General features: G+C 57.3%; 14 protein-coding genes. 4 read left to right on the top strand and 10 right to left on the bottom strand.

Annotated features, from left to right (window positions below):
• Positions 1 to 14 precede the first annotated feature (14 nt).
• From FBZ97_RS21090 to FBZ97_RS21070, 5 genes are read right to left on the bottom strand one after another with little or no spacing between them, the layout of a single operon-like run.
• The gene (locus FBZ97_RS21090) at positions 15 to 2,381 is read right to left on the bottom strand and encodes a VirB4 family type IV secretion system protein (protein WP_145321875.1); all 2,367 of its coding nucleotides are present in this window, start codon (positions 2,379 to 2,381) and stop codon (positions 15 to 17) included.
• Positions 2,374 to 2,712, bottom strand: coding sequence for a type IV secretion system protein VirB3 (locus FBZ97_RS21085; RefSeq protein WP_113367162.1), 339 nt, complete (start codon positions 2,710 to 2,712; stop codon positions 2,374 to 2,376). The genes FBZ97_RS21090 and FBZ97_RS21085 overlap by 8 nt, the downstream gene beginning before the upstream one ends.
• Before the next feature lie 5 nt (positions 2,713 to 2,717).
• Entirely contained in the window at positions 2,718 to 3,020 is a 303-nt protein-coding gene (locus FBZ97_RS21080; protein ID WP_145321873.1) for a TrbC/VirB2 family protein, read from the bottom strand.
• Positions 3,017 to 3,685, bottom strand: coding sequence for a lytic transglycosylase domain-containing protein (locus tag FBZ97_RS21075; protein WP_145321870.1), 669 nt, complete (start codon positions 3,683 to 3,685; stop codon positions 3,017 to 3,019). Before FBZ97_RS21075 ends, FBZ97_RS21080 begins: the two co-directional genes overlap by 4 nt.
• Positions 3,686 to 3,687: 2 nt before the next feature.
• Positions 3,688 to 4,227, bottom strand: a complete 540-nt coding sequence (locus FBZ97_RS21070; protein ID WP_145321868.1) for a hypothetical protein — start codon at positions 4,225 to 4,227, stop codon at positions 3,688 to 3,690.
• 99 nt (positions 4,228 to 4,326) lie between these two features.
• Between FBZ97_RS21070 and FBZ97_RS21065 the strand changes: the two genes are divergently transcribed.
• Entirely contained in the window at positions 4,327 to 4,680 is a 354-nt protein-coding gene (locus FBZ97_RS21065) for a MarR family transcriptional regulator (RefSeq protein ID WP_034519737.1), read from the top strand.
• A gap of 69 nt (positions 4,681 to 4,749) precedes the next feature.
• Here the strand turns inward: FBZ97_RS21065 and FBZ97_RS21060 are convergent, their stop codons facing one another.
• The 5 genes from FBZ97_RS21060 to FBZ97_RS21040 all read right to left on the bottom strand — a co-directional run bounded on the left by FBZ97_RS21060 (position 4,750) and on the right by FBZ97_RS21040 (position 10,195).
• On the bottom strand, positions 4,750 to 5,502 hold the full coding sequence (locus FBZ97_RS21060; protein WP_186449529.1) for a response regulator transcription factor: 753 nt from the start codon (positions 5,500 to 5,502) through the stop codon (positions 4,750 to 4,752).
• Between the two features lie 49 nt (positions 5,503 to 5,551).
• Positions 5,552 to 6,325 (bottom strand): 3-oxoacyl-ACP reductase FabG, encoded by a 774-nt coding sequence (gene fabG / locus FBZ97_RS21055; protein ID WP_145321864.1) that lies wholly within the window; start codon positions 6,323 to 6,325, stop codon positions 5,552 to 5,554.
• Positions 6,322 to 8,034 (bottom strand): acetolactate synthase catalytic subunit, encoded by a 1,713-nt coding sequence (locus FBZ97_RS21050; RefSeq protein ID WP_145321861.1) that lies wholly within the window; start codon positions 8,032 to 8,034, stop codon positions 6,322 to 6,324. Before FBZ97_RS21050 ends, fabG begins: the two co-directional genes overlap by 4 nt.
• The gene (locus FBZ97_RS21045; RefSeq protein ID WP_113389746.1) at positions 8,031 to 9,392 is read right to left on the bottom strand and encodes an aspartate aminotransferase family protein; all 1,362 of its coding nucleotides are present in this window, start codon (positions 9,390 to 9,392) and stop codon (positions 8,031 to 8,033) included. Before FBZ97_RS21045 ends, FBZ97_RS21050 begins: the two co-directional genes overlap by 4 nt.
• A gap of 98 nt (positions 9,393 to 9,490) precedes the next feature.
• A complete protein-coding gene (locus FBZ97_RS21040) occupies positions 9,491 to 10,195 on the bottom strand; it encodes a GntR family transcriptional regulator (RefSeq protein ID WP_145321859.1) in 705 nt (234 codons plus the stop codon).
• Between the two features lie 230 nt (positions 10,196 to 10,425).
• On the opposite strand from FBZ97_RS21040, the gene FBZ97_RS21035 reads away from it, so the two are divergent.
• The 3 genes from FBZ97_RS21035 to FBZ97_RS21025 all read left to right on the top strand — a co-directional run bounded on the left by FBZ97_RS21035 (position 10,426) and on the right by FBZ97_RS21025 (position 13,285).
• Positions 10,426 to 11,532, top strand: a complete 1,107-nt coding sequence (locus FBZ97_RS21035; protein WP_145322101.1) for an ABC transporter ATP-binding protein — start codon at positions 10,426 to 10,428, stop codon at positions 11,530 to 11,532.
• 3 nt (positions 11,533 to 11,535) lie between these two features.
• Positions 11,536 to 12,435: an ABC transporter permease gene (locus tag FBZ97_RS21030; protein ID WP_246661822.1), complete on the top strand. Its 900-nt coding sequence runs from the start codon at positions 11,536 to 11,538 to the stop codon at positions 12,433 to 12,435.
• A gap of 73 nt (positions 12,436 to 12,508) precedes the next feature.
• The gene (locus FBZ97_RS21025; RefSeq protein WP_145322097.1) at positions 12,509 to 13,285 is read left to right on the top strand and encodes an ABC transporter permease; all 777 of its coding nucleotides are present in this window, start codon (positions 12,509 to 12,511) and stop codon (positions 13,283 to 13,285) included.
• The last annotated feature ends 19 nt before the right edge of the window (positions 13,286 to 13,304 follow it).

The following is a 13,304-nucleotide window of genomic DNA, read 5'->3' as shown; positions in this document are numbered from 1 at the left end:
TCTGCTCTGCGCCATCAGCTTGCACTCCTTGTCTGTTGGAATATCCGCAACCATTCGTCCCGGTCATCGCCAAGCTCTGCCCGGATCGCCTCGGCAAGTTCCACGTTTGCCGTTCGCCCGGAGAGGATTGCGAGCTCGTCGCCAAAACCGTTGAGATTGAGCTCGGCGACAACGCTGTTGTGACCCTGTTTAACGATAAAGCGCCGGCTTTCGGCGGAGAGCTCGCGGGCAACCAACTCGAATTCGCGTTCGGTGAGCTTGAAGCCACTGACATAATCGTCTTGATCACCGCGGGAATTCGGTAGGAAAACCTGGGTTGGGCACTGCTCGATGATCGTATGCGCGATCGGTGAGTTGATGGCGTCTCGCGGGCTTTGCGTGGCAAAGAGCATCAAGCCGTTCTGCTTGCGAATGGTCTTGAGCTTATTCTGGGCAAGATCAAGAAAGCTCTCGTCCTGCAGCGCCTTCCAGAACTCGTCGATAACAATGATGATCCGTCGGCCATCGATCAACTGTTCGACCCGATGGAAAAGATAAGCCATCAAGGGATTGCGGATTTCCTCGTTGTCGAGGAAATCGGTCATGTCGTATCCGAGAAATTTGGCGCCGATACCGATCTCATCGGCGTCGTTGTCGAAGACCCAACCAAGCGGCCCGCCTCTTTCCCACCGACGCAGGCGCGCCGCGATCCCTTCCGGATCGGTATTGTTGAGAAAGGTGCGCAAAGCGCCGATCGTGCGCTGCTCTTTCGGCAGATCAGCAAGACCATCGATCGCCAGCGCGATATCGCTGACATCGCTGACCGCAAAATCACGCGCCGCCGCTCCGGCTAGCTTGGCGATAAATCGTGCCAGGAATATCTTGTTCTCCGGTGTCAGCTCTAAGGCTTTCAGCGGTGCACATCCGGTGGGAAGCCCGTTCTTTAGCGGCAAATAGGTACCGCCGGCAGCCCGGACGAAGAGGTCGGCGCCACGATCCTTGTCGAAGAAGACCATGTGCGGGTCATGCTTTTCGAGTTGCGATAGCATGAAATTGAGAAGTACGGTCTTGCCAGCACCCGACGGACCGCAGACGAAGGTGTTGCCCAGATCGCCATAGTGGAAATTGAAATAGAACGGCGAGCCCGACGCCGTCTTCAGCATGGCGACGGCTGGTCCCCATTCGTTGCCGTCCTTCCTGCCCATGGGATAGGAATGAAACGGAGAAAGTGCTGCAAAATTCCGCGAGGTGATTGCACCGGAACGGGCCCGATACCGAAAATTACCGGGCAATTGTGCCCACCATGCAGCTTCCAGCCCTAGATCCTCACGCGCCACGACGGCGCCACCATTGGTCAGATGCGAGCGCACCTTCGCAAGATTGTCAGCAAGGTCTTTGACAGATGAAGCGAAGACTCCGAGGGTCAGATGGTGTTCGCCGAGCACGAAACGGTTCGATTCCAGCTCGTCCATTGCCGCATCAAGCTCTTCAATTTGGGAGGCTGCCTTGTCGAGCGCACTCACCATTTGGTTCTGCTTGCGGCCCATGATAGTGCGTGCATCGGTTTTGGACCTGAACGCGAAGGACTGGGTGAGGATCAGCTCGAAAGGTGCCGTCAGAATGCCGTCCAGCATACCGCCGCGGGTTCTCGCCGGATATTCCTTGAAACCGAACATGCCCGCATAACGGCTTGTCCCTTCATCGCGGATCTCGACGGTCTCCCGCCCGAAGATCACACGATCGGAATAGATCGCCGAGGAGACCCTGCCTTCCGTCAATGGGATCGGTTCTCGGCGGCCGCCGATCAACTGATGCAGCACCTCGCTCGGTTCGGAAAACAGGATGCCGTTCTGATCGTAGAGCGACAGCACGCGGGGGCCGAAGCGTCTCAGTCCGGCAGTGACATCGGTTACCTTGTCCCGCAAATGCTTCAAGCTGCCCTCATCGAGCTCGACAGTAGCTCGTTGGGCCTTGCGAAGACGTGGCAACAGACTTGCAAGCCGTTCGGCTGGATCGCGTCCGGGATGCCAAAGCAGGGAGAGATAGAGATCGTTGCGAAATAGGTCTTCTCTCACCATCCGCTCGCGATATTTGTCATTCAGAGCTGCCGAGAAGGGATTGGTGAATCCACCGTCGGGATAAGTGTTATCGCGGCGGCGGATGAGGTGGGTCCAGATTGCAAGACGCTCGTCCGCAATGTTGCGGTAGAGCGTGTTGAGATCGCGCTGCAGACTGTTCAAATCGATAGGATCGATTGTCTCGAACGATACGCCCTCCACGGCGATCATCGCTAGCAAAGCCCTGGAATCGAGCGCGATCACGGTCTCGTCCACGTGCCGGACATAGGGGATGAAGGTTTCCGGCTCGAGTTCACGGGATTTGAGACGGGACACATTAGGCATGGCCAAGGTCCCTTTCGTCATAGTGTCGCACCAGCCTCAACGGCGTCAGCGAAGCACCCCTCCAATAGGCGCCGTTGCGCGAACGACCGCGGGTTTCGATCCAGGCCAGCAGAATGCGGAACATGTTGTGGTCATGCTTGACGAGTGAGCGAAAAATGAAATGAAAGACCACACCGACAAGCCCATAGGCAATCGAGCCAGCTACAATGTAGAGGATTGTCGTCAGCATAATGTTGACGCCCATGGCCTCCATCGTCACCCCGGCGATCATCGCCGGCCGAGTGCAGGCCAGGAACAGGGTATCTTCCTCAAGCAAAACCCTCTCCACCATTGCCTTCAGCCCCCGGAAATCGTGCTGACGATCTGCGAGGCGCCAAAGAGAATGCCGATACCAAGCACAACATAGGCGGCCTTGCGAAGATCGAGATAGCCGAACATCCAGGCGATACCGACGATGATGACGGCGATCGTTGCCAGGAGCTTGGCGACGTTGCCGGTGAGCAAGGTGACGATATTCTGCAGAACCGTCTCGATCCCGCCGGCGCTCTGCGCGAAGGCAGGCTCGATCATGGCGATCGAAAGAACAGTTGCCATCGCAACGGTGGCACTAAATGCACGAATATTGATCCTCGACATCATTCAGACTGCTCCGGTTGATCATTTTGGAAGACCAGCGCGGGTGATTGCCGCGCTACATGGAAGACATCCCAAGACGGTGGTTTCACCGACCGTTCGGGCAAAGACCTTTCCTCACCGTTCAAGGACGGATCATTGGTCTGGAATTGGGGAACCGTCGGCCGCCGCGCACTCTGCCCTATCGCTATGGTGGACAGGGTCTTCGAGAGCCGCTTGGCCTCGCTTTGGACCTGATCGTCATACTGAGCCATCTTTCCGACCGAAGGATCGGAGCGCCCGTAGTAGGATTGCAGCATCACGCGCTCAGCCTGTTGCAATGTCGCGCCGCCGCGCACGGCCAAACGATAATAACCATCGAGCAGTGTCGCCGTTGCCTTGAGGTTGAGGCACGGATCGAAGGCATCCGCGATACTGAGATCAAATTTGCGCAATTCGGCGATGCCAATGCCGCCAAGCCCTAGCTGGACATCTTTATGCTCCGCCATCAGCACCGTTGCGGTTTCGACCGCTTCGGCTTTGTTCTTTGGCTGTTCATGGAGAGATGAACTTCCTCGCACGCGAATATCAAAAGGCTGGAACTGGCTTTCGAGACTGACAACCGCTGCAAGCGTTTCGATGGCAATCGCCGGCGCACAGGTCTGGGCAAGATCGGTGAAGGAGACGGCCATGATCAGTACCACACCCGCTGGTTTCCAACGCCGTCGATGGTCACATCGACATAATGGGGCTCGGATCGCACATTCGGCCGCGCCGTTGGATAGCCCATGCACTGTACGTTCCGGCCATCCCGCTGCCAGCGCGCCGATATCACCAGCCCGTCGTCTCTAGCGCTACCATCACGGCCGGAAGCGCAATAACCGCCGTCAACCTTGGAAAGGGTTCGCGAAACGCAGGTCTCCTGTTGGCCGCGCTCACCATAGCGTGTTGTCAGGCGATAGCTGTCATCGCAGAAATAGGGCTCGTAACCAGGACGCGATGCCCGGAAGCCGACACCGTTGCAGGTGGGAAAGGAATGCCCCTTGGCAAGCTCCTGCCAGAGCTTGTTGATCGGGAGACGGCAGGCGGCATATTGTGTAGGCCCACCTGGATTGGAAAGGCACAGGATAACCTGACATCCCCAATCATCGGCGCGCGCATGCCGCTCGGAAATGAGGTATAAAGGGATGCAGCCGGCAAGGGCGAAGACTGTTCCAACCAGAAGGCGTTTCATCAGCATGATCCTTCAATGTGGCAATATTCAACGATCAGTCCGGCGACGAATCTGACGTCGGTCGTAATTTATAGTGACTTATATAATGCAGTTAAAAAGATGACAAGTACCCTAACCACGCAGTGGCACAGTCTCTCGTTTGCAGCCTTCATCCTGCATGAGATCATGGATCATCCGCAGGAGGACGAGACACCGCAATCGCGGCTGAAACAGGTCGGCATGATGAGTGTTCTCTACATCATGAACCAAGCTCATCAGGCGCTAACTATCTCAAATATAGTCGAAATTACAAAACTTACCCGCATGGGCGTGACGGAGACAATCGAACCGCTGGTGAAGCGCGGGATACTGACGGAGACGTTCGTGAAGAACTCCATGGGGCGCGGCAAGGCCCGGCAATTCGAGATCGCGCCGGAGATTTTCGAGAAGCTGCGGAGCTTTCAAGCGCGGTGAATGACCATCTCAGCGGCCGAATCAAACTGCATTGAAAGAATCAATAAAATCCGGATGCAAACAAAGTGGCTATGCTGATGTGCTTGAATTGCTCTTTCGCGGGCCCCGTGGCTTGAACACATAGCCAGCTGCATGGACGGTGCGAATGGCAGCACTACATCCGGGCAACTCCCCGAGTGCCTTGCGGAGGCGGCCAACGTGAACATCCACCGTTCGCGGCGCGACTTCGGCGGAAGCCGGCCAAGCCGAAGCAATCAGTTCGAAACGGCTGCAGAGCTGCCCTTCCCTCTTCATTAGATGACGTAGAATATTGAACTCGATGGGTGGCAGCGCAAGGTCGCGACCGTTGCAATGTATTCGGCGACTGTCGACGTCAACTTCCAAGTCGGCAGAAGCCAGCGAGGCAATCCCTTTTGAGTTGGCCGTTTCCATAGCCTGTCCCGCGGCCTGTCTGAGAGATGTCAGCAACTTCTCCGGAGAAAGCGGTCTGAACAGGCAGTCATCAACACCGGCTTGCAGCAAGGCCAGGTGAAGCGGCTGTGCTTCGCTTCGCAAGAGCGCAATCAGGCGGACGTGGTTGTCACATGTTTTGGATCGTCTGATTTCGCCGCATATGGAAACGGCATCCTTGGCTTCTTGAGTGCAATCGAAAAGGACTGCACACGGTAAGCGGTTCGCGCAGGAAGCCAGAACATCCTCGGCGCTGCAAGCCAAAGAGGGAAGAAAGCCTTCCGTCTTCAGAATATAGCTAAACGGCAGGAACAGCTCTGCATCGCAGGTCCAGATAATGACTTCGTTGCAGGCCGCTACTTCGAGCTTCACTGCCGCATCGGAGCACTTGAAGTTGGACCCGCTGGACCGTTGTACGGCTCTAGGCTGGCGCATATTCGCCACCGTTGATATCGAGGATGGCACCATTCACGAAACCCGCCTCCTCCGACGCTAGGAAGGCAATGGCAGCGGCGATGTCCTCCGGCGTCCCCAGTCTGGCGGAAGGAATGCGTGTAATCGCGTCTCGATTGACCGCCGTATTGGTATCGCCAGTCAAGGGCGTCAAGATCCTGCCAGGCGCCACGAGATTAACGGTTATACCGAAAGGACCACACGACCCGACAAGCGCTCGCATCAGCCCGGCCAGTGCTGCCTTGCTGGCGGCGTAAGCGCCACCGGCGATACGAGGGCGTGTGCGTCCGGCGAGCGATCCGATCAAAATGATGCGTCCGAACCCCGCCTGTCGCATTCCCCTGAGGACTGCCTGACAACATAACATGGCGCCGGTCAGATTAACGGCCAGCACTTCGTTCCATTCTTCCAGCCCGATATCCTCGAACGGCCGAGCGCCAGCAAAGCCCTTCGGCGATATCCCGGCGTTACAGACGAGAATTTCGGCATCTCCCCAGGTGGATGAAAGCTCTTCGAAGAAATTGGTAACAGCCACAGGATCAGACAGATCGACAACTCGGCCCAAGACCCGTCCAGATCCGAACTCCGCGGATAGCAAGGTAATTGCGTCAGTCACAGTTTTAGCGCTGTGACTGAAGACGGCGACGCAATGCCCCGCCGCCAATAGCTTTCGCGCCGTCGCCAATCCGATACCGCTCGTCCCTCCTGTCACGACGGCGATGCGAGACGGCTCTGGCATCATGCAGCCTCATCCAAGCCGGCAAACAAGGACAACGCCGGATGAGCCTCAGGATCTGTCATGACCTCGATAAACAGCGGCCCCTTGCCTGCCAGTCCACCTTGTAGATGCGCCGTGAGCTCGGCTGGATCCTCAACGCGCACTGCCTGGCATCCGCAGGCTTGAGCGATCTGCACATGATCGACAGGCGCGAAATGGCACGCCGATGTGAAGCGCCCGAACTTCACCATCTCGGCATCCCGTTGGAAACCGAGGATTCCGTTGTTGAGAAGGATGATGGTTATGGGAAGATCGGAACGAACCATTGTTTCCATCTCCGCCCAGCTATGGGCGAACCCGCCGTCGCCAATGATGGCGACCACCGGATGCTCGGGCCTCGCTGCCTTTGCGCCAAGAGCCAGAGGCAGGCCCCATCCCAGTCCCGCAAGACCGCGCGGCGTCAGGAACCGCATTCCTGAAGTAAGCGATCGCAATTGGCCGACGACCCACATCGATGAATAGCTTGCATCCGCAACGACGGTCGTCTGCGGTGTCAATGACGCCTGCAGTTCTGCCATGATGCGCTCCGGGCGGATCGGCGAGGCGGTAGCATGCATGAGCTGATGCCGATCCTCATCGAACCGCCGCCAGCACTCGGCTATACGGTCACTAATAGCAGTCCGTTGGTCCCGACGTAGGGATAAATCTTGCCCGTTCAGGGCATGAACAAGCTCTCTGAGCGTCTCGCGCGCATCCCCGACCAGGCGCAGCGCTTGATAATTGCGGCCGATCTCCTGAGGATCGACATCAATGTGGATCACCTGAGCACCAGCAGGAATTTGCCGCCAGCTATCCGTGCCATTCTGATTGGTTCGGGTTCCAATCAGAATGACAAGGTCTGCGTCACCGACTAGAGCAGCCGTATGGTGCCCGAGTGACCTGGGACCCACGAGCGATCCCAACACGCCTGCCGAAAGCGGATGATACTCATTGACCGCGCCCTTGCCCATGTTGGTGGTCAAAATTGGGAGTACAGCCAGATCCTGCAGCGCGGCAAGTTCATGGCAGGCATCGCTGCCGAGGACACCGCCGCCCGCGATTACAACGGGATTGCGGGCATTCGCGATCAACTCCGCTGCCCTTTGCAAACTCGCGCGATCAGGGGACGACCGATCAAGCGGCCAATGGCCAAGATTCAGAGATCGTGATTGGGTTTTGACAGTGAGCTCCGAACGCAGCAGATCGGCGGGCAGCAGCAAAGCGACCGGCCCGGGTCGACCCGAGGCAGCAGCAGTGAAGGCGGCATCGACATAGTCCTCGATTCGCTCCGGGACCATGACCCTGCGCACCCATTTCGTGCAGGATTGGAAGAGCGCGATATGGTCGAGCTCCTGGAATGCGTTCCGATCCATCTGATCACGCTCGACCTCCTGCACAAGTGCTACGATCGGAACACTCGCCTTCAGCGCTTCGGCCATGGGTGGAACCAGCAGCGTGGCAGCCGGACCATTCTGGGCGGCCACCACGCCGATCTTTCCGGATCGTCGAGCATAGCCATCGGCCATGGCGCCGCCCATATTCTCCTGCCGGTAAGCGACCTGACGAATGCCTGCCGCTTCAGCAGCGAGGATGAGCGCTGATGGGAGGCTCTGGGCAAATATATGGGTGACGTCGTGGCGCACCAGCGAGCGAGCCAGGCATTCGGCGACAGTTTCTATAGACATCGAGGTCATACGGTTGCTCCAGCAAAATCGGCTTCGTAGGTTTCGAGAAAATCGCCGAAGACTTCGACGATCAAATCAAGATCGGTATTCGTCATCGCCGTGGAGAGGCAGGCGGCGGCCCCAAAGGGCAGGAGGATATCGAGTTGACGGAAATGGCTTGTCAGATTGGTCATCCAACTGTTCTGTTCTGGTGTCGGAAAAGCATGCCGATAGTCACGGGGCACCTGCCGCTTGGGGTGGATGCGAAAAAGCGAAGCCGAACCCGTAACGATAAATGGCGCGTTGTGACGCACGATCGCGGCAGAAAGACCGTCGCGCACACGCGCACCCATTTCATCAAGACGCTTGAAGCTTGCCGAGGTCAGTGCCTCCATCGCCACCCTTCCTGCGACCATTGACACCGGATTGGCCGAGAAGGTACCGCCCTGTGGGACCGCTGGCCTCGCGCCTGAGCTTGCGAACACCGCCATCACCTCCTTGCGACCACCAACCGCGCCGACTGGGAAGCCGCCGCCGATAATCTTCCCGGCGGCGATAAGATCCGGCACCAGCCCGAAACGCGCCGATGCACCGCGATATCCCTGACGCAGATTCAGCACTTCATCGGCTACGACGAGAACGCCATATTGTCGGGCCAGATCGGAAATGGCTTCGATGAAGGCTGGCTCAGGAGCGAGCAAACCTGCCCTGCTCGGCATGGGATCCATCAGGATGCAAGCAAGGTCGCCACCAGACGCGGCCATCCTTCGCTCCAGTCCTTCGACATCATTGAAACGGATCACATCGACCTCTTCGGCAACACTTTGCGGCGCACCGATATAAGAGGTCGTGGATGCGGGGGCGTCCGCGGGGCCCCAGGATGCGGGCGACGCGCCTTGGCTTACCTCGGCCCAATCATAGGCACCGTGATAGGCTCCTTCGACGCGGGCAATGCGCGACCGCCCGGTGAAGGCGCGGGCCGCCTTGATAGCGAACATGACGGCCTCGGTGCCGCTATTGACGAAGCGGATCTGCTCGATCGCGGGAATGCGCTGCACGAGCAATTCCGCCAATCCCAGCTCGTGCTCCGTTGGATTGGAAAAACAGGTTCCTTTCTGCAGCAGATCTGCGATCGCGTCGGCGACGGGTAAATAGCCGTGACCATGGATCAGCGTTGTGAAATTGTTATTGAGGTCAAGGAGCCGATTGCCGTCGACATCAACCAGATAGGCACCCTCACCACGGGAAATATACGTCGGCAGAGGATCGCGCTCGATGGTGACGCGCGTGGTTCCATCGGGAAACACGATCTGCCCTCGCTCGAAGAAATATTGCGAGCGCGACCTAAGCGCTGCGCGCCGAAATGATGGAAAATCCTGATGAAGCATGCCTTGCCCTCTCCATGTCGAGATGCGCGTTCGCATCCCGTTCACATTTTTGTTGCAACAAAAAAAACACGGAGAGAAGGAAAGTGCAACATAATTATTTAGCGACGAGAGAGATTCCTTTGATCGTGGTCAGCGGTGATTTTTTTCATCTGGCGAAATCCATCACGAATGTCGTTCTCGATGGCGGCTCGGGCGGCCGCGGCATCCTTGTCAACGAGCGCCTCTATCGCGGCACGATGGTTGCGAGCACCGTGGCGGGTCTCGGAAAATTCTGGGTAGAGGCCATTAAATGACGCACCAACCCGCAGCCACAGGGTCTCAATCGTCTGCAAAAGATAGGGCATACCGCTCAAACGGTAGATCGCGAAATGGAATTCCTTATTATGCCAGAGGGCGTCATAATAACGCTTTTCGTCTAGTGCGGCGTCAATTTTCGCCTGAAGTAGCTCCAGTTCTTCGATCGTCGCCTCGCTTGCAGCCTTGACGGACAGCGCCGCCGCAAGCCCTTCCAGGGCTAGGCGCATCTGCGTGATCTCCTCGAGATCCGACAATCTTAAGTGAGGAACGATAACGGTTTTCGGGCCGGAATAAATGAGCGCGCCATCGATCACCAGGCGGTTAATAGCATCACGAGCGGGCGTCGTGCTGACATCCAGCATTTCCGAAACCGCACGGATCGTGAGCTTATCTCCAGGGGAAAAAGCACCCCGGATCAGTCGCTCCTTCATGTTGCCATACGCCATTTCGCCCAAGCGATTGGGCTGATGTCGGTGGTATCCTTCGTCTTCCGAGGCGATTTCCATTGAAAATTTCTCCAATTTCCTTTGACAAACGTTCATTTTGTTGCAACAAAAATGAAAAGCGACGTGCTTGCAAACATTATGTGACATTAAAAGTCATACCACGTTCGCAAATTTCCGTCTTCCCAAAGTTCAATTCGGGGGCCGGACCAGAAGCCAAGCGATCGGTGAACGAGTTGCAACGCCGGCGCAAACGACAACCTTTCATAACGACAACGATAAGGAGAGGAACTTTGATTGGTGAAGCACTTACGCTGCAAGGGCTTGAGAAGCGATATGACACATCGCTGGCTGTGGACGGCGTTTCACTGGCGATCCGGGCGGGTGAATTTCTGTCGATCCTTGGTCCTTCGGGCTCTGGCAAGACGACGCTACTAACGATGATTGCGGGCTTCGAGAGCCCGAGCAACGGCCAGATCATGATCGGCCGGCGCGACGTTACCTATGTGGCACCAAACAGGCGCAACATCGGTATGGTGTTCCAACGCTATGCGCTTTTTCCGCATTTGTCGGTGGCGGCCAACATTGCTTTTCCGTTGCGCATGCGCCGAATGGACAAAGATCTCATCAGCCGCAAGGTCGAGGCGGTACTGGCGCAGGTACATCTCGACGGCTATGGCGATCGATATCCCCATCAACTCTCCGGAGGTCAGCAGCAACGCGTCGCCGTCGCTCGGGCGATCGTCTTCGAGCCGCCCGTTCTCTTGATGGACGAACCACTTGGGGCCCTGGACAAGAAACTGCGGGAAGCGCTGCAATTGGAAATCAAGAGCTTGCAGCAACGCCTTGGGGCGACCGTCGTCTATGTGACGCATGATCAGGAGGAAGCACTCACAATGTCTGATCGCGTTGCGGTGGTCGCAAAAGGTCGCCTGGCTCAAGTGGGATCGCCGCTCGATCTTTACCGTTCGCCTGCCTCAGCCTTTGTCGGAGACTTCATTGGCCGCATGAACTTTCTCGACGGCGAATATCTCGGTCAAGATAACGGGAAGTACATGATACGGCCAAAAGGCGGCAATGTCGTTACTGCGGCGGCTGCCGAAGACGGGGCAAGCCCCTTTTCCCCACGCCAAGCTGTCAGTATCGCGGTTCGCCCCGAACGGTTGTCGCTAGCCCCTCACGGTCGCGACCGCGGCGCCATTCTGACGGGCACCATAGATGCAACTGTTTTCGCCGGTTCGTTTTTCCTCTTCTTCGTACGAACCCAGAACAGCGATGACCGCCTCCTCCAGATCCAGATGCCCGTCGGAAATGTAGCGGCAGGCCTTCATCAGGGAGACTTGGTTGACGTCATCCCAGAAGCGAACGCCTTGCGGCTGTTTGCAAAAGCGGAGGTCTAATCCGTGGCATCATCCTTCGCGAGACAATCAACCGGCACTTTCCGCAGTTGGATCCTCACAGGATCGAGCCAGCATTATTCGCCGCTATTGGCCATCTTGCTGATCCTGCCACTGCTCCTCCTCTTGGCAGGAGGCTTCGTTTATCCGGTGCTCAGGCTTATCGGCATCAGCCTTTCCGGGGAAGCCCCACTTGCTCCCTACCAACGTGTGTTCGACAGTCCACTTTATATTCAGGTCCTGCTCAGAACCTTCCGCATCGCAGCGATCGTAACCGTTGCCTGTTTTGCAATCGGATATCCGACCGCCTATGCGATCGCGCGCATGCGCGGCAAGTGGGTAAAGCTCGGAACGGCATGCTTGTTCATTCCGCTATGGACTTCGGTGCTTGTCCGCTCCTATGCGTGGATCGTACTGCTGGGTCGCAACGGTATCATCAACGACGGGCTGATCCACCTCGGTATTATCTCAACGCCGCTGAAAATGCTCTATACGGAGGGCGCTGTCATTCTCGCGATGACGCATGTGCTGATGCCCTTCATGATCCTGCCGATCCATTCGGCCTTGCGTTCGGTGCCGAGCGCGTATGAGCAAGCGGCACGAAATCTCGGCGCCACCCGGATCGTCGCCTTCTGGCGCGTGACCTTTCCACTCAGCCTATCCGGCGTCTTCGCCGGCTGTGTGATCTGCTTCATTCTCGCCATCGGTTTTTACATCACGCCCGCCCTAGTCGGTGGACCCGGCGCGCTGATGATGGCGACCCTGATCGGCCAACAGACAATCGTCCTTCTGGATTGGCCTTTTGCGGCTGCCCTCTCGGTCATCCTGCTCACCGCGACGTTGCTGCTGGTGCTGCTCTTTCGCCGTGCACTTTCTTTCAGCAAAGGTTTGAACAGTGTCCATTGAATCTGAACCCTTTACGCAGCGATTGGCAACACCATCGTCCGAGGTTCGCCGGTATCGTTCGGTCTGGCCATGGATGGCACGACATACATCCAATCTGATGATCGCGGTGGTGCTGTTCTTTCTCATCCTTCCGACGCTGCTGGTGATACCGTTGGCACTTAACGACGCCTCCTATATCACCTTCCCACCGCAGGGACTGACCCTACGCTGGTTCGAGGCGTATCTGTCCGATGCCGACTGGCTGCGCTCGACCATTTTCAGCCTGCAGATCGCCGCACTAGCCACCGTAGTAGCGACGGTCATCGGGACGATGGCGGCGGTTGCTCTTGTACGTGGCAAACTACCGGGCAAGGCACTGCTGCAGGCCCTCTGCCTTGGGCCGATGATCGTACCGGCAATCGTCTTCGGTGTGGCGCTCTATCTGGTCTTCTCACCTTTGCAACTGACCGGGAATCTGACGGGATTCGTCCTTGCCCATTCGGTGCTAGCGGTACCTTTTGTCGTCATCATCGTTTCCGCAGCGCTGGAAAGAATGGACCCACTGTTGGAACTGGCGGCCTTGAGCTGCGGAGCGGGGCGGCTCAGAGCCTTCTTTGCCGTGACACTTCCAAATCTGGCGCCCGCCGTCGCGACCGCCGCGGTCTTTGCGTTCCTGACCTCCTTCGACGAAGCGACCGTGGCATTCTTCATCTCCGATACTGGCGGGAAGACGATTAGCCGGAAAATGTTCGAAGATATCGATTTCAACCTGACGCCTGTCATTGCCGCCGTCTCGGTCATCGTGGTTGCCGTTTCGTTGGTTTTGATGGGCTCCATACATCTCCTGAACAGCCGCCGGGAGCAGCATTAGCGGCAAAAACACCCGCTGC

Origin of the sequence: Rhizobium sp. ERR 942 (genome assembly GCF_007828395.1) — a bacterium.
In the GTDB taxonomy this organism is placed as follows: domain Bacteria; phylum Pseudomonadota; class Alphaproteobacteria; order Rhizobiales; family Rhizobiaceae; genus Rhizobium; species Rhizobium dioscoreae.
The sequence above is the reverse complement of the archived record's forward strand: the minus strand, read 5'-3'. Positions and strand labels throughout refer to the sequence as shown.

Bases quoted from the DNA above. Each gene is read 5' to 3' on its own strand.
- FBZ97_RS21090 (WP_145321875.1), bottom strand. From the start codon at position 2,381: ATGCCTAATGTGTCCCGTCTCAAATCCCGTGAACTCGAGCCGGAAACC.
- FBZ97_RS21085 (WP_113367162.1), bottom strand. From the start codon at position 2,712: ATGGTGGAGAGGGTTTTGCTTGAGGAAGATACCCTGTTCCTGGCCTGC.
- FBZ97_RS21080 (WP_145321873.1), bottom strand. From the start codon at position 3,020: ATGATGTCGAGGATCAATATTCGTGCATTTAGTGCCACCGTTGCGATG.
- FBZ97_RS21075 (WP_145321870.1), bottom strand. From the start codon at position 3,685: ATGGCCGTCTCCTTCACCGATCTTGCCCAGACCTGTGCGCCGGCGATT.
- FBZ97_RS21070 (WP_145321868.1), bottom strand. From the start codon at position 4,227: ATGAAACGCCTTCTGGTTGGAACAGTCTTCGCCCTTGCCGGCTGCATC.
- FBZ97_RS21065 (WP_034519737.1), top strand. From the start codon at position 4,327: ATGACAAGTACCCTAACCACGCAGTGGCACAGTCTCTCGTTTGCAGCC.
- fabG (WP_145321864.1), bottom strand. From the start codon at position 6,325: ATGATGCCAGAGCCGTCTCGCATCGCCGTCGTGACAGGAGGGACGAGC.
- FBZ97_RS21050 (WP_145321861.1), bottom strand. From the start codon at position 8,034: ATGACCTCGATGTCTATAGAAACTGTCGCCGAATGCCTGGCTCGCTCG.
- FBZ97_RS21045 (WP_113389746.1), bottom strand. From the start codon at position 9,392: ATGCTTCATCAGGATTTTCCATCATTTCGGCGCGCAGCGCTTAGGTCG.
- FBZ97_RS21040 (WP_145321859.1), bottom strand. From the start codon at position 10,195: ATGGAAATCGCCTCGGAAGACGAAGGATACCACCGACATCAGCCCAAT.
- FBZ97_RS21025 (WP_145322097.1), top strand. From the start codon at position 12,509: ATGGCACGACATACATCCAATCTGATGATCGCGGTGGTGCTGTTCTTT.